The organism is Caballeronia sp. PC1, assembly GCF_021353155.1.
Taxonomy (GTDB): domain Bacteria; phylum Pseudomonadota; class Gammaproteobacteria; order Burkholderiales; family Burkholderiaceae; genus Caballeronia; species Caballeronia cordobensis.
The window spans coordinates 163,757-179,214 of the sequence record NZ_JAJUBH010000005.1 but is presented as its reverse complement, the minus strand read 5'-3'; the positions used below and the strand labels follow the sequence as shown (position 1 = coordinate 179,214).

General features: G+C 58.8%; 13 protein-coding genes and 4 pseudogenes. 7 read left to right on the top strand and 10 right to left on the bottom strand.

Annotated features, from left to right (window positions below; genetic code table 11):
- Nucleotides 1-18: 18 nt before the first annotated feature.
- Together LY284_RS39450 and LY284_RS36980 are read right to left on the bottom strand one after the other, a co-directional pair.
- Entirely contained in the window at nucleotides 19-114 is a 96-nt protein-coding gene (locus tag LY284_RS39450) for a hypothetical protein (RefSeq protein ID WP_375294350.1), read from the bottom strand.
- Nucleotides 114-611 (bottom strand): cytochrome b, encoded by a 498-nt coding sequence (locus LY284_RS36980; RefSeq protein WP_233392172.1) that lies wholly within the window; start codon nucleotides 609-611, stop codon nucleotides 114-116. The genes LY284_RS39450 and LY284_RS36980 overlap by 1 nt, the downstream gene beginning before the upstream one ends.
- Before the next feature lie 630 nt (nucleotides 612-1,241).
- On the opposite strand from LY284_RS36980, the gene LY284_RS36975 reads away from it, so the two are divergent.
- On the top strand, nucleotides 1,242-2,366 hold the full coding sequence (locus LY284_RS36975; protein ID WP_008344675.1) for a VIT1/CCC1 transporter family protein: 1,125 nt from the start codon (nucleotides 1,242-1,244) through the stop codon (nucleotides 2,364-2,366).
- Between the two features lie 166 nt (nucleotides 2,367-2,532).
- Here LY284_RS36975 and LY284_RS36970 read toward each other — a convergent pair whose 3' ends face one another.
- Entirely contained in the window at nucleotides 2,533-3,555 is a 1,023-nt protein-coding gene (locus LY284_RS36970) for an HAD-IC family P-type ATPase (protein ID WP_233392170.1), read from the bottom strand.
- Nucleotides 3,556-4,211: 656 nt separating this feature from the next.
- Between LY284_RS36970 and tnpB the strand changes: the two genes are divergently transcribed.
- The 3 genes and pseudogenes from tnpB (at nucleotide 4,212) to LY284_RS39445 (ending at nucleotide 6,219) form a co-directional block, all read left to right on the top strand.
- Entirely contained in the window at nucleotides 4,212-4,580 is a 369-nt protein-coding gene (gene tnpB / locus LY284_RS36965; protein WP_014194149.1) for an IS66 family insertion sequence element accessory protein TnpB, read from the top strand.
- Nucleotides 4,581-4,645: 65 nt separating this feature from the next.
- A pseudogene (locus LY284_RS36960) lies at nucleotides 4,646-6,087 on the top strand (IS66 family transposase); the annotation flags it as partial.
- Nucleotides 6,073-6,219, top strand: coding sequence for a transposase domain-containing protein (locus LY284_RS39445; RefSeq protein ID WP_083973469.1), 147 nt, complete (start codon nucleotides 6,073-6,075; stop codon nucleotides 6,217-6,219). The pseudogene LY284_RS36960 and the gene LY284_RS39445, both read left to right, overlap by 15 nt.
- A gap of 228 nt (nucleotides 6,220-6,447) precedes the next feature.
- Here the strand turns inward: LY284_RS39445 and LY284_RS36955 are convergent.
- The 7 genes and pseudogenes from LY284_RS36955 to LY284_RS36925 all read right to left on the bottom strand — a co-directional run.
- Nucleotides 6,448-7,107 (bottom strand): annotated as a pseudogene (locus LY284_RS36955) (hypothetical protein); the annotation flags it as partial.
- A complete protein-coding gene (locus LY284_RS36950; protein ID WP_233392168.1) occupies nucleotides 7,077-7,328 on the bottom strand; it encodes a cation-transporting P-type ATPase in 252 nt (83 codons plus the stop codon). The gene LY284_RS36950 and the pseudogene LY284_RS36955, both read right to left, overlap by 31 nt.
- Nucleotides 7,329-7,589: 261 nt before the next feature.
- A complete protein-coding gene (locus LY284_RS36945) occupies nucleotides 7,590-8,501 on the bottom strand; it encodes an ADP-polyphosphate phosphotransferase (protein ID WP_233392167.1) in 912 nt (303 codons plus the stop codon).
- Nucleotides 8,502-8,687: 186 nt separating this feature from the next.
- A complete protein-coding gene (locus LY284_RS36940) occupies nucleotides 8,688-9,440 on the bottom strand; it encodes a universal stress protein (RefSeq protein WP_233392164.1) in 753 nt (250 codons plus the stop codon).
- 55 nt (nucleotides 9,441-9,495) lie between these two features.
- Nucleotides 9,496-9,852: a hypothetical protein gene (locus tag LY284_RS36935; protein WP_233392162.1), complete on the bottom strand. Its 357-nt coding sequence runs from the start codon at nucleotides 9,850-9,852 to the stop codon at nucleotides 9,496-9,498.
- A gap of 418 nt (nucleotides 9,853-10,270) precedes the next feature.
- Nucleotides 10,271-10,588: a DUF4148 domain-containing protein gene (locus LY284_RS36930; RefSeq protein ID WP_008344681.1), complete on the bottom strand. Its 318-nt coding sequence runs from the start codon at nucleotides 10,586-10,588 to the stop codon at nucleotides 10,271-10,273.
- 156 nt (nucleotides 10,589-10,744) lie between these two features.
- A pseudogene (locus tag LY284_RS36925) lies at nucleotides 10,745-11,850 on the bottom strand (IS5 family transposase).
- A gap of 649 nt (nucleotides 11,851-12,499) precedes the next feature.
- Between LY284_RS36925 and LY284_RS36920 the strand changes: the two are divergent.
- The 3 genes and pseudogenes from LY284_RS36920 to LY284_RS36910 all read left to right on the top strand — a co-directional run bounded on the left by LY284_RS36920 (nucleotide 12,500) and on the right by LY284_RS36910 (nucleotide 14,881).
- The gene (locus LY284_RS36920) at nucleotides 12,500-12,814 is read left to right on the top strand and encodes a DUF4148 domain-containing protein (protein WP_008344682.1); all 315 of its coding nucleotides are present in this window, start codon (nucleotides 12,500-12,502) and stop codon (nucleotides 12,812-12,814) included.
- A 24-nt stretch (nucleotides 12,815-12,838) separates the two neighbouring features.
- Nucleotides 12,839-13,597 carry a response regulator gene (locus tag LY284_RS36915; protein ID WP_304503023.1) on the top strand — a complete coding sequence of 253 codons (759 nt, stop codon included), beginning with the start codon at nucleotides 12,839-12,841 and terminating at the stop codon, nucleotides 13,595-13,597.
- Nucleotides 13,521-14,881: pseudogene (locus tag LY284_RS36910) on the top strand (ATP-binding protein). Before LY284_RS36915 ends, LY284_RS36910 begins: the two are co-directional and overlap by 77 nt.
- Nucleotides 14,882-15,458: the final 577 nt, after the last annotated feature.

Below are 15,458 nucleotides of genomic sequence, written 5' to 3'. Positions count from 1 at the left end.
CAGTGGCCGTCACCGTTCTCACCGTTTCTTCAGGTGCGGCAGCATACGGATCAGCACAGAATCTCGCACGATGAAGTGATGAAACAAAGCGGCGGCCGCGTGGAAGGCGGACATCACAATGATCGTCCATGCGATGAATTCGTGTGCCTCCCGATGTCGTGATGAACTGACTTACTGAAAGGTGCAAACGGTGGTGGGAGCAGCAGTCCGAAGAAGCTTATGGACTCGTTTCCCGACCAACGGAGAACAAAACCAAGCACCGCCTCTGAAACCAACAGACCATAGAGCAGATAGTGAATCGCCTGGGCCGCACGCTCTGTCCAACCAGCTGTGGCGGGCGGCGTCTCGTGTCCTGGCGATAGACGCCAAACGATCCGCAGCACAATCACCGCCGCCAAGAGAATGCCCAGCGACATGTGCGCCACGATCATGAGATGCCGGGTTGGCCGCGGAACGTATTCCCAGATCTGCGCCAGCCCAAATTGCGCGAGGACCAAACCGACTGTTAACCAGTGGAGGAAGATTGAAGTGTTATCGTACGTCGTACGGTCATCGCCCGCTGCAATTCGAGTGACGGTGTCGGTAGCGTTGGATAGCTGGTTGCGCTGCATAAGCTCGATCGGAAAGGACCAATTGGTTAGGATCTGGCGTCAGGGTCAATTGGAGCCACCGGCGCTGAGCCTGTAAAGTCACGATGCATTTGGCTCAAGAATCGCATTACCGCGCCTCGGCTGTCAGGTGAATCGTTTCGGGCATCGACGTTGACGATACAGTTGATACTCGTGTACGCGAGATAGCTGACAAGCCGCGACGCGCCAACGAATGCGACCATCGCCGCAGCAACCGCCAGCCTAAATCGGGGCGGCTCAAAGAGCCTCCGGAATCCCAAAGCATTGAATAGTGACGAGTTCAGTAAGTTGCATCAGCATCGCTGCTAGCGCTGCGGCTTTGTATGCGCACTAACGATGCGGACGAGATCTCGCTTCAAGACGGACCTTGTATGTGAGAGCTTCGCCACCGAGAGGGGGCTTCGAGCAACCAGTGCCGTGATTGTAGTCGGCGATTCTTAAGAAACCCATAGCGTCTAGCCGGAATCGATGCGTGGATCGCATCTTTCTCGACAAGGACGTCCGCAAATACGAACCATTGCCATTCTTGGTTATAGGCGCACCAAGGGTCTTGCCGGCGCCTTGAAGCACTTCCGGGTTAAAGTCTTACGTCTATCCCATGGCATAGCCTCTATGGCATCGAAAAACGAACTACGACGCTATCGCGCAAACTTAGCTGATGAGTTGCACAGCGCAGCGATCTACGAGACTCTCGCCCGCGTCGAAAAGGAGGCGGACCGAAAGCGGACATTCGCGGAATTGGCCTCATCGGAGCGGCAGCACGCTCAAGTGTGGGCAGATAAGCTCCGAGCTAACCATCAACGTGTTCGCACAGGCCCAAGCATTAAGACGGGACTGATGAAGGCGCTGGTCCGCGCGTTCGGCCCACGCTTTGTCCTCCCGTCGCTCGCTGCCGCTGAATTCGCAGATCGGAACAAATATGCCGGCAATCCTGACACGGCTAAGATGTCAGCAGACGAGCACCACCACGCCAGCGTCGTTCAGGCAATGGCGAACGATGGCAAGCCTGCCGCGACAAAAGGCGCCGAAATCGCCAATGCCGAGTCGTGGCACAGGGGCGTATCCTCTGGCAACGATCTTCGCGCTGCTGTGCTCGGTGCCAACGATGGGTTGGTGTCGAACTTCTGCCTGATTATGGGTGTTGCGGGCGCAGGCACCCAAAACAAGGCGATTCTCCTGACGGCACTTGCCGGTATCATTGCCGGCGCCTGCTCCATGGCGCTGGGTGAATGGCTATCGGTCACCAATGCCCGGGAGCTGGCGAAGACACAGATCCAAAAAGAAGCCGACGAATTGGAGCACACGCCTGAAGCAGAAGAGCATGAGCTTCGCTTGATCTATCGGGCGAAGGGGCTCGACAGCGAAGAAGCAAGTCGCGTCGCGTCACAAATCATGAGAGATAAGGACAAAGCGCTCGATGCCCTCACGCGCGAAGAGCTTGGCCTCGATCCAGCCGAGCTAGGCGGGAATCCATGGTCCGCGGCAGGAGTGTCATTTTGTCTTTTCGCCGTCGGGGCAGTCTTTCCTGCGATGCCATTCCTATGGTCTTCTGGTCAATTCGCGATTGTGCAATGCATCGGGTTGAGCGTCCTTGCGCTTGCAGCGATCGGGGTCTTTACGTCGCTATTCAACGGAAGAAGCGCAGGTTTCTCCGCAGTTCGTCAGATCGTCATTGGTCTTGCAGCGGCGGCTTTTACATTTGGTGTCGGACGTCTCCTCGGCGTGTCGGTTTCCTGACGATCACCCCAATTTGAGTCATTTGTTATTACCCGGTCGCGACAGAGGCACCCTCACCCTTGTGCGGCCTTAGCGAGCGGCCATACTAGTCCCCTTAGGCCGAACTCCGTTACCCTCGGAGCAGCACGCAATGTCTGAACGCAAGACCTGCGCTTACAGTCATTGATCAAGTGAGCGAGAAGCGTTGAAACACGATCCGCTTGACTTGGTCGAGAACAAGCGCGAAGAGCGCAACGACGCCGACCATGACGATGACCAGTTCGATCGGAATCGGCGTCATCAGCGTCCCAGTCACGGCCATTACACTAATGAGCACCACGTCTGCAACGCTGGCAGATGCCATGGCAAATCCCGGGGCCAATGTCCATAACCGGCCATCGTTGCGCAGTACATAAACGTTGGCCTGGGTCGTGAATACCAGCATCAGGAACACCGCAGTTTGCATCTGCGTCGAGGTCAGACCTAACTGGGTGCGTGCGAGGCCGTACAACGATAGCGAGAAAACAAGCGAGACCGCAGCGAGCAGAGCAGCAGCTCCGACGAGCTGTCCGACTTGCCAGCGCTGAGGGTGGCTCGCCGGCCGCACCCGGTCAACCGCGATGCTCATCGTCACAAAGTCGTTGGCAAACAGCAGCAGCACGATCAAACGCGCCGAGATCACGAAGCCGCCGGTCAGCCAAAGACCGAGCGTGAGAAACACGACAATCTCAAGCGTCTTCACGATTTTGTTAAGAATGTAAGTCAGCATGCGACGGTGCACATCGCGCCCCATGGTGATAACGGTAAGGATGCCCGATAAACCTGGATCCGTCAGGACTATGCCGGCTGCAGCCTTCGCTACGTCCGTCGCGCTGGCGACGGCTATACCAAGTTCGGCCTGCCGAAGCGCCGGCGCGTCATTGACACCATCGCCCGTCATGCCCGTGACATGTTCAGCCTGTTGCAAAGCCCGTACGATTGCATGCTTGTCTTGGGGCAGTACTCGGGCGAAGATATCGCAGTGCTCTGGTTGACTTAGGTCGCCGCTACAGGCCACACAGACGCGCGTCCCGACACCGAGTTGCTTTCCGATGGCTCGTGCCGTCTCCAGGGCGTCGCCGGTTGCCATAATCACGCGCACACCGAGTTGGCCGAGTTTCGCAATCAGTCTTGCTGCGTCGACCCGTGGCGGATCGGCCAGACTGAGCAAAACCGAGAAGCCGAATGGCCCCTGCCGGGCCGGCCGCGATCGCCAGCACGCGCGCACCGCCCTCTGCAAGCACCTGCTGTGCTGCCTGCGCGGTTTCGCGTTGGGCTGCGTCGGTTCCGCATTGGGCGAATACCGCGCTAGCCGCGCCCTTCAACACGCGCCACTCGTCGCCGTCAACTGCATAGACTCCTTCGCTTGAGCGCGTCGCCGGATCGAACGGCCGTAAGCGGCTCGGCAACTCACCTTGAATGTAGCTGAAACAGTTGGGAGTATCGTGTCCACTAAAGCGAATAAGCGGACACGTGAACACTATCGAAGAAGAGGCGTTGCCGACGCGTCGCCGTCGTCGGCGCTTATAACCGAAGAATTCTGGCGCGCGTTGTCGCCGCTTGCCAAGGCACCGGCGTGTCAGTGTCGGCCGTGGCGCTGGAACATCGGCTCAACGCGAATCTATCGCGCCGCTGGCTTGATCAGGCAGAAGGCAAACTTCCAAAGCGTTTGTCTGAAGGCCCGGCAGAAGCTCAATCGACACCCCTACCAGCGTTCGTCCCTGTTGCTATGGGAGTAAAGGAGGTAGCCTCGACGGAGATCCGTGTCGAAGTTCGCCGGGGCAGTCAGTCGATAACCGTGAGCTGGCCGGTCTCCGAAGCCGCGCAATGCGCGACGTGGCTGCGCGAGTGGCTGCGGTGATTCGTGTCGACGAGATCTGGCTAGCAGTCGATCCGCTGGACATGCGGGCCGGCTTCGACACGGCGTTGGGGCGCGTGGTGAAGGTGTTCGGCGCCGCGCATCCGCACCACGCCTATCTGTTCACCAACCGCCGCGCCAACCGACTGAAGGTTCTCGTCCACGATGGCATCGGCATCTGGTTGGCAGCGCGCCGGCTGAACGAGGGGCGGTTCGTCTGGCCGCACGCTGGCAGCGAACCCAAGCAGCAGTTGCTCACGCACGAGCAACTGGCGGGCTTGGTGCTCGGGCTGCCGTGGCAGCGCATCGGCCAAGATGGCGTGATACGCATAATCTGACGCGTTAAGGGCGACGTATACAGTTCTGCTTCTCGCGTTTGCGGGGTTCTGGCAGACTGGTCTGCATGAACCCGCCGGCCGACCTCGACGACCTCAATCCAGAGCAGTTGCGCGCCCTCGCAGCGCAACTGCTCGCCGAGGTCCACGCCAAGGATCTGGAGGTAACGGAGAAACGGCGAGAGCTCGGTGAGCTAGAACGGGAGCTGCATTACCGACAAACTCGCATCGACCAACTGACTCACGAGATCTCCGTGCTCAGGCGCCAGCAGTTTGGCCGGCGCAGCGAACAGCTCAACAGCGAGCAAATGAGCCTGCTTGACGAGGCGATTGATGGCGACCTGGCTGCCATTGAGATAGAGCTCGAAGAGCTCGAGCCTTCACGCAAGCGCCAACACGAACCGTCCAAGCGCGCACCCTTGCCGCCGCAGTTGCCGCGTGTCGACATCCGTCACGAACCGGACAACACGGTGTGCCAATGCGGATGCGAACGTGTTCGTATCGGCGAAGACATCAGCGAGAAGTTAGATTACGCGCCGGGCGTGTTCAAGGTGGAGCGACACATTCGCGGTAAATGGGTATGTCGCCACTGTGAGACGCTAATCCAGGCACCCGTGCCCGCGCACGTCATCGACAAGGGCATCCCAACCACCGGACTTCTAGCGTCGGTACTGGTCAACAAATTCGCAGATCACTTGCCGCTGTACCGTCAGGAGCAGATCTTTGCTCGGGCGGGCCTGGCGATACCGAGATCCACGCTGGGAGCGTGGTGGGCACATGTGGCGCGCAGTTGCAGCCACTGGTCGACGCCCTTCGTCGAGAGATCTTGCAGCAAGGCGTGTTGCACGCCGACGAAACGCCGGTGCAGATGCTCAGCCCCGGCAAGGGGAAGACGCATCGGGCTTATCTGTGGGCATATACGTCCACGCAATTCAGTCACCTTCGCGCGGTGGTGTACGACTTCGCGGGCAGCCGAGCTGGAGAGCATGCCCGTACGTTCTTAGACGGCTGGCGTGGCAAGCTGGTGTGTGATGACTACGGCGGTTACAAGGCCTCATTTCTTCAGGGCATCACCGAAATCGGCTGCGCAGCTCACGCGAGGCGCAAATTCTTCGAACTGCACGCCAATCACAGCAGCCAGCTTGCTGAGCAGGCGCTACCGTTCTTCACCGAGCTCTATGACATCGAGCGCGATGCCGCGACCTTGGATGTCGAAGCTCGACGCCAACTTCGTAAAAGCCGAGCCAAGCCCGTGTGCGACGCGCTCTATGAATGGCTTGTCACACAGCGGAAACTCGTTTCTGACGGATCGGCCATTGCGAAGGCTTTGGATTACAGCCTGAAGCGCTGGGAGGCGCTGACGCGCTACCTCGATGACGGGCACGTACCAATCGACAACAATTGGGTCGAAAATCAAATACGCCCATGGGCCATCGGCAGGACCAATTGGTTGTTTGCGGGGTCGCTTCGCGCAGGCCAACGTGGGGCTGTGATCATGAGCCTCATTCGCTCAGCGCAACTGAACGGGCACGAACCCCACGCGTATCTGAAAGACATCCTGACACGCTTGCCGACCCACAAAGCGTGCGATATCGCATCTTTGCTGCCTCATAACTGGCAGCCTCTCACGTCTGTCGCGTAGCCCTTCGCCCGTCAAGACGGGTTCGCTGGCCGCTTACGAACGGCCGAAAGCTGATGCGTTTGGGCAGGGGCTCGGTCGGCTCACCAGCTTTGTAAGCGGCGAGAATTGCCAGGTCCAACGGATCCTGAGAGGCCTCATCGCTCGCCAGCGCCGCAGCGCGTAAGACTTCGGCGTCGTCGACGGCGGCCAGCGCTTTCACCTCTGTGACCGACAGGACGTTCTGTGTCAGCGTGCCAGTCTTGTCCGAGAGCAAGGTGTCCATCGCTGCCGCTTCCTCTACCGCGGGAAGCCGGGTAACCAGCACACCTTGTTTCGCCAAGCGAGTACTGGCGACGGCCGTGGCTAGCGTATAAGTCGCCGGCAACGCAACAGGAACCGATGCGACAAGTAGCAACAACGTGAACACCACGGTATCGGCCATCGGGAGATCATGCGTCGCGGCATAGAAGACGACGAACGCGATAAGCACAAGATCGAACCCGACCAAACGCTTGACGATCGAAAAATCGTTCGCTGCATATGGCTGGGCGCGTTGGACGTGCGGACCAGCTCCGCGGTCCGTCCGAAGTAGGTGCGTGATCCGGTGGCGGTGACCTCGCCGCTGGCTTCGCCCTGGCGCACAACGGAACCGGCGTACGCAGGTTGCCCGGGGCCTGCATCGACGGCGAGGGATTCTCCGGTCAGCGCCGATTGGTCGAGTACGACTGCTCCGTCGAACAGCACGAGATCGGCCGGAACAAGATCACCTGCTCGCACGTGTACTACGTCGCCGGGCACCAGTTGCGCGGCCGCCACGCGCCTCCACCCTGCGTCGCGCAGCACGCGCGCGCTGACCTGCAGTTGGTGGCGCAACAGGGTCAGTGCATTCTGCGCGCGACGCTCCTGCAAGAAGGTGACAATCGCGTTGAACGCGAGCAGAAATAAATGACAAACGCCTCCTGGTCGCGCCGGAGCAGAATCTGAAGCGCGATCACCGCTTCGAGCATCCAGGGCACGGGTCCCCAGAGCTTGCCGAGGAACTGCTGCCATAGTGGCGTGCGAGCATCCTCGATAGCGTTAGCGCCGAACTGCTGAAGGCGACGCTGCACCTCCGCCGAACCGAGACCCATCGAATGATCGGTGGTCTGAAGCGCTGGTGGTACTTGTCCAAACCCGGTGTGACTATGAGCGGCGGTTGCCATCGAAAGTCAATGTCCCAGATAGGAAAGCCGAGGCTTGTTGACCGTAAGTTCGCTAAAGCATCGCGTGGCGCGAGTCCGGCGTCTCATGCGTCAAACGGAGGAGACTTATCTTCAGATGTGTTCCTTGGATGGCGACGCTCCCGAGTATCGCCTTCGTTCGATTAGGCTAGTCATGTTCCTAAGCGACAGTCAGGCAGTCCGAACTGACAGATCTCGTGAAGTGTCATTCTCTTGAGCGAGCTGTTCGCGAATCTCCAACAGCTCCTTACGTCGCGCCTCAGTCATCGCCGGGTACTGCAATTTCAAGGTGTCCAGCGTATCGAGAATGATTTGCGACACGATAAGCCGCGCGTCCTCCTTGTCATCCGCGGGCACGATGTACCATGGGGCGGAGTCCGTGCTCGTCGCACTCATGCACCTTTCATACGCATCCATGTACTGCCCCCAGAACTTCCTCTCCTCAATGTCCGCCGTGCTGAATTTCCAGTTCTTGTTCGGCTCGTCAATGCGAGCGAGGAAGCGCCTGCGCTGTTCCTCCTTCGAGAGGTGCAGGAAGAATTTCACGATACGCGTGTCATTCCGATACAGATGATCTTCGAGATCCTTGATGGACCGGTACCTGCCCATCCAGAGCGCCTCGCCCCGGCCGCAGCCGGTCGATAGTCTTTCGCCTTGCAGAATTTCAGGATGCACCCGCAGGATCAGAACCTCCTCGTAGTACGACCGGTTGAAGATACCGATACGGCCGCGCTCGGGGAGGTCGCGAGTGGTGCGCCAAAGGAAATCGTGCTGGAGTTCCTCCGTGCTTGGATGTTTGAAGCTGAACACCTGGCAACCCTGAGGGTTGACGCCCGACATGACGTGTTTGATCGCCCCATCCTTTCCTGCAGCGTCCATCGCCTGAAAGATGAATAGCACCGCATAACGCTTGTCCGCGTAGAGCAAGTCTTGAAGTTTGACAAGCCTTCCTGTGTGGTCTCCCAGCATCGCGCGATATTCATCCTTCGATTTATAGGCGGGCTTGACGCGCGTCGGCCACTTGTCAAGATCGACCTCGTCGGCCTCGCGAACGCGAAAATTTTCTGAATTGATCTCCGTCATGGCTGATGCTCCGTGATCTACTTTGCCACTTGCGATCGACATTTGGTCAGCGTACACGTGCCGTCGAACGACTCGATCTGCTCGCCTGACGACACGGTCTTCTTCACAAAACGGTCCTTCGACATGCCGAGGTGTTCCGCGGGGGTGCCGCGATGCCGACTTTGCACTGCGCGGAAGGTCAGGATGTCATTGAGACTTCAGCTGTCGTTGCTCGCCTTGCTGTACGCCCTCCGGAGATGGAATGACCAATACAGGGACAACCGACGTCCGGAGGAACGTTTCGGCGGTACTGCCGAGCAGGAGGCGTTCGATTCCGCGGCGGCCGTGAGTACCCAGAACGACGAGGTCAGCCCCCCACGCACGTGACTCGCGAAGCAGCACTGAGGCAACATCGCTGTCGCCTGCATCGATCAGCGAGGTTTCACCAGTAACGCCGGTTAGGACGAAAAGATCACATGCTCGCGCGAGCCCAGCCTGCGCCGCGTCCCGAAGTGATCGAGCAACCGGCACTGGGTGACCGAAGCCGGAGAACGGGGTGATCGTGTCGGCCTCGGGTTCGACGACACTGACAGCACGAACAGTAGCGCTTTCGCTCTCCCCAAGGCGGATTGCCTCGGCGAGTGCCCCGATGGCGGCCTGGCTTCCATCGATCCCAACCATTATTCGTTTGAACATTGGCTTTCCTGATCGCCAATTTGCTGAACCCTGGCGCACTTTGGTGCGCTCGCCGTTCACCGTTTCCGAGTTGTCGCGCCCCGTGTTCTCTTTTGCCGACGAGTCCGCACACCAGAATAAGTGTGTCGCACGTGCCACGAGTTGCGCGAGATCAACAAAACGCGGGATACCCAGAGCCGACGTGGGCGCACGTCGGTGCACCCGCCACCCGTTAAATCGGATATACACCAGAGGGGCGGGCTTGACGACCGACGACGCGTACATTCGCATCCATGCTCCCTGGTAAGGCAGCGATAGGCCCGTTTGCGGCGCTGAGTCGCTATCCGTGCTCTCTAAACCAGAGATGATCGGTGCGCCCCGTATCTCGCAGAGGCAGGCCGACCTCGGACCACAATGTTGCCGCGCTTGGATCGCTTTGCTCATCCATGGCCAAGTCAAGGGCTTTTCGCTCTGACACCAGGGTGAAGCCTCTGATACCGCTCCTTATTTCGTTCAATCGTTGCTGCGCTAAACGGATAGTCGTGTCGGTTATAGGAAGCCATCCGTCTACCCACGCCTGTCTGGTCTCCTCTATGACCTGCTGCCGTGTCTTTCCTTGAATCTCCTGCGCTTTAAGCCTCGACGCGCCCGCCACCGCAAGCAGCAACGCCAACGTAAATGTCAACGAGCTTCTCATTGCCAGCTCCTGATGTACCAGCGAAGAGCCCCGTCAAATAGACACGAGCGATCGCCGGCTAACGCTCGATGCGAGCTGAGCACTTCAACAACTCTCCCGTGCGAATCGTTGGTGTGCACAGCGAGGCAGGTCAACAATCCGCTCAATCCTGGGCCGCGGAGATTTAAGGATTGCCTCCCTTGCATCGAGGGCGTCATTCGATGACTATCCAACGGATGACTGTCCGACGTGCACGAGGGCTTCGGTCTCCACCAATGGCGGCGGCCTCGTCTCGCCGTGCAAACTTTCTGGGGTTTCCAGAGAACCGCCGTCGGACCTGCGCCGTGTGGCTACGTTGTCGTGACGGCGGACGCCACGCGGACGACAGTGTTTCCGCTGCTCTTTCTCAAGCTTCCCCCCACGAACGACTTCGCTCGGATCAATGGTGACTGAAGAGCGAATTCCGACCGTGATTCGCGGTAGCGTGACCCGATTCGGAAGTGGAAGTCGGAGCGCCTCCCATGCTCGATCTACCGCCATCCAAGCCGTCTCGCGCTGCAACGCGCATTTCGGCTGCTTGAATGTCCGCTGGATAGCTGACATCGTCGCGGCGGGCGGGGTTGTACCCGGCCTGCTCGATCTGTCGGAGGTCAGCGCGCACCTGTGCGCGGCTCAGCTGTGGCTGGGCTGTTTGCGCAATCGACGCAATCGGGGAGGCCAGTGTGGCGACGATAATAGATGTGAGAAGCAGTTTCATGATCAGGTTCTCCTAGCAGGCCGTTGAAATATCCCTTCGTGAACGCGCACTCGATTATTCGGAAGAGCTAGCGCGATGCAGTGTTCCAAATGAATTGACGCCGACTTTTCTGTGATTCAGATGCTGCCGATGCCGCTTTCCTTCTCGCTTACTCTTTCAAGCTGCCCTGGCAGCAAGCGTTCGCATGCGGGTCAAGTTGTACGCCGCCTGAGTCAGCACGAAGAGCTGGTCGACTCGCTTCAGACCTCGATACATCGCCTGCCGAATCTTGCCGACTGTCTTGCCCCATCCAAACACCTGCTCGATGCGTTTGCGTTTGCACTGACTGATTGCATAGCCGGGCCATCGGGTGGTTCGAGCGTCAATCGCAGAACCGCCCGCGCGTGCATCGTTTTGCGCCACGTGTGGTGTCACGTTGTTCTCCCGGCACGTCGCCACGAATCCGGCCGTATCGTAGTTCTTGTCGGCGCCGACCGTTATGGTCTTACCGGCAAATCGCGCAGCATCCCCAAGCATCTGCGCGGCCGCGTCCCGTTCGGCCGTGCCGTTGGCCTGCGTGACTTGTGCGTTCACCACCAGACCATGCCGGTTATCGGTCAGCACGTGACCCATGTAGCAAAGCACCGCGCCCGTGCCACGACTCTTGCGAAACAGGCGCGCCTGAGTGTCCGTGCTGGATTCATGGGTGTCGTTGCTGCGTTTCTCGCCGCGCCAGTTCTCCTGCGAGCCGCCCCGCCCGCAGGCGGCGAATCGTCATCCGGTTTCGTCTTGGGCACGAAGCTCTTGTGCCCCGCCCACGCCTGAATGAGCGTGCCGTCCACGCTGAAGTGTTCGCCTGACAGGTGACCTCGCACGCGCGCCGTCTCGACAGTTTCGTTGAACAGGCTGACCATGACATCGTGGACCATCAGCCGGTCGCGGTTCTTGCTGAAGGTGGAGTGGTCCCAGACCGCATCGTCCATCGCCAGTCCGACGAACCAGCGAAACAGCATGTTGTAGGAGATTTGCTCCATCAGCATGCGTTCGCTGCGAATCGAATACAGCACCTGCAGCAACAGCGCGCGTATCAGCTTCTCCGGCGCGATGCTCGGGCGACCGCCCTTGGCCTCGCTCTCGTACATGCGCGAAAACACCTCGTCCATGCGCGTGAGCGCCTCGTTCAGCCACAGGCGAATCGGTCGCAGCGGATGATTGGCCGGAACGAAATCGTCCAGTCTGGACATCGTGAACATCGATTCGGTATAGCCGTCGGGGCCGCGCATCGCTTTGGGCTCAGTGTCGTTCGATTCTTTAAATCAACGTTTCTCCCTTGCGCACGGATGACCCGCGCAGAGGGTATTTCAACAGCCTGCTAGAGATTCCAGTTGCAAACATGGATGTTCGCAACTGATGGAGAAAAAGCTAACAAGCCATACTTAAGGTTTGGTTAAGCAGTCAAGGAGGCTGGATCGCGATCCGGCAGGTGAGACACCGTCCAGCAGCAGTAACCGCTGCTTGAAATCGCGGCGTGAAGGTTTCCAGCGCTAAGTGTCGCCTAAGACTCAGGTAATTACCTAGTCAGTGTACGGTGAGTTTGATGATGGATTCGAGGGCTGACCTCCGCTACGCCAACAACGTCGCGTTGTTTGTCGTTGGGCAGTCCCAGCACCACCGCGACGATCGATTCTTGCCCTTGGCGTCTCCTATCGGACTTCAGAGGTCGGTCGGCAGAAACGCGCCATGGTCTGCAGTTGGAACAACGGGTTGCGCTTCATTCCTCAGAAAGCGTTGTGACACGTGGGTCATGGGCACAAAACTCTCAACATTCGCCGCGTTAACGATGTCTTAACTCTTCGCCCTCAAGCTGCGGAATACGGGCTGCCCGCGCTAACGCTCGCAGCTGTACGTCCACCTGACTGGAGAGAATCGAACATGAACACGACATTCAAGGTTTTGGCGCTGGCGCTGGTGCTGAGCGCACCGGCTCTAACGTTTGCACAGGCATCGAACACCCCTGTTTCCCGTGCACAAGTACGCAACGAGTTGATTCAACTGGAGCGAGCTGGGTATAAACCCAACAAAGTGAAATATCCGGCCGACATTCAAGCGGCGGAGGCGCGTATTGGGGCGCAAGCGCAATCGCCAAACATTGCTAGTCGAGACGTGGGTGGTACGCCGAGCGGCTTGTCACAATCGGGCGGTGCGCGGCCAGCTAGTAACTGGAAGTCCCTGTACAGTCACCACTGACTCCGGGCTTTTAAGGAATCGGATATGCGGGTACTGCTGGTCGAAGACGATGTTCTAATTGGCAGCGGGTTGCAGTACGGGTTACGGCGGGAAGGAATGGCCGTCGACTGGGTACAGGACGGGGAAGCGGGTTCCATCGCCCTGCGCACCACCTCGTACGGCCTGGTTTTGCTCGATCTGGGACTGCCGAAGCAAGATGGTCTGACACTTCTTCAGAGACTGCGGGCCCGCAACGACGCGACCGCTGTGATAATTATTACAGCCCGTGACGGCATCGCAGATCGTGTTGGCGGTTTGGACGGAGGAGCCGATGACTATATGGTCAAGCCGTTCGCGCTCGAGGAGCTACTCGCTCGCATCCGCGTGTTGAACCGTCGACACGCTGGCCGGGCACAGACGACACTGCAAGCGGGGGTGATCGAACTCGATCCGGCCCGTCACTGCGTCCTTTTACGTGGTGTGGAAGTGGGTGTGACGGCGCGAGAGTTTGCTCTGCTTCATGAGTTGATGCGAAATCCCAGCGTTGTCGTTACTCGAGAGCAACTCGAGGAGCGCCTGTACGGCTGGAACGAGGAGATTGAGAGCAACGCGATCCAAGTTCATGTACACAACCTCCGACGTAAGCTGGGTGCACAAGCGATCCGGAACGTGCGAGGGTCGGCTATCAAATTGGGGAGATCGCGTGAAATCCCTTCGCAGACGACTGGTGCTCTGGCTGCTTCCCGCAACCCTTTTAGCGGGCCTGTTGGCAAGTGCTGCTACCTATTGGGGGGCATTGTATGAACTCGATGAAGTCCTCAGTGACCAGTTGAAGGTGATCGGCCGGCATGTGGTGGTCGATGAGGACAATCACGTGTCATTGACCGGTCTGCAGCGAAGCGACGATGACCGGATGTCTGGCGAACAATCGCACGGTGTGCTGCTTCAGGTCTGGCGCGGCTCTACACCGATTTTCAGCAGCGATCCCGATTCGAGTTTGCCGCCGCCGGCCGGCGCCGGCCTCGCCGATATCATGGTGGGTGGGCAACTATGGCATTCGTTCGTTACGCGAGAAGGTGACGTGTGGTGCGTGTTGCGCAGTTGAGGAAGGCCCGCTGGGAAGCAGTCGCCGAAATCGCGATGCATCTCTTTTGGCCCGTGCTGTCGCTGATACCGCTGCTCGCCCTCTTCCTTTGGTTCGGGATTGGCTACGGTTTGCGGCCTCTGCGCGAGATCGCAGCAAATCTCAAACGGCGCGACGCGAACAATATGCAGCCAATCGACACCGCGGCAATGCCCGGTGAAGTGAAACCGCTTGTCGATGCGCTCAACGATCTTCTTCTTCGGCTCGATCACGCATTCACCGCGCAAAAACACTTCATTGCTGATGCCGCACATGAACTTCGAACGCCCATCATGGGTCTTGGACTGCAAGCTGAGTTGTTGGAGCGGGCATCAAGCGTCGCCGAGCGAGAGGAAATCACTGCCCAACTCAGAATGGGTGCCACTCGCCTCTCGCGTTTGTCTGAGCAGCTTCTGACACTGGCAAGGCTCGCGCCGGACTCGCAGCTCGCTGAGACCTGCCAATTCGACCTCACTGCTCTTGCTCGCTCCGTTGTAAGCGAGCGATCCAAATTCGCAGAATCCAACAATGTCGACCTCGGTCTCGCAGAAGGTAAAAAATTGACGGTCAGCGGAAACGCAGAAAACTTGCGTATTCTGTTGAACAACCTCGTCGACAACGCGATTCGGTATGGAGGAGCTGGCTCGCGAGTCGACGTAGAAGTCTACGGTCACGAGGGTCGGCCGGTGCTGGAGGTACGGGACACTGGGCCCGGCATTCCAGAGGTGGACCATACGCGCGTATGGGAGCGGTTCTACCGCGGGAACGGCCACGCAGCAACAGGTAGCGGCCTGGGTCTCTCGATTGTCCGCCGCATCGCGGAACAGCATCATGCCTCGATCACTCTGGCACATGGCCTCGAAGGTCGTGGCCTGACCGTACGCGTCTGCTTCCCAGTCGCGCGCATTCCGCATGTGTGCGTTGCAGAAAAAAGCGATGAGCCGCGCTTGCGTGAGAACAGTTAACATCGCCGCCGGGCTCGTTTCACCTACGGCTGTCCGTCGGTCCAGGAAACTTGCGCAACCGACTTTGCAGCGTGGCGGTCGGATTCTCCAGCCAGAGCCCATACGCGCTGACATCCGAGACCAAGTCCACGGCGGAAGTAGCGCGCAACTGGTTTTAGCGGCATGGCTTCGCTTAAGCTTTCGTTAACTATCGGCCTGCAGTATGGCGACGGTTGAGCCCACTCGTGGACATCTGTAATCGGGTACCGTCCCGATGGGATCGTGGGCGTTGCGACAACTAAATCGACTCTTGCAAATTCCACGGTCGGCGACGACGGGTGGCGCGGCACAAGGTAGGTGAAGGCAAGAAACAAGGCGGATGGATAGTGAACGGTATGTTTCGTCAAGCCACGCGGCAGTCGTGACATTAAAACGGCACGGTTGTCTTTATGCCCGGCATCCGCCGGGCTCTTTTTGATCAACGGGTTTGCGCACTCGCTTCGTGGCACATTCCGGGCTCGAGCGAGACCAATTCGTTCAGGCATTCGCGTCCAGGTCTTGAAACAAACTTGAAAGAAACAACCCTATAGATGATTTT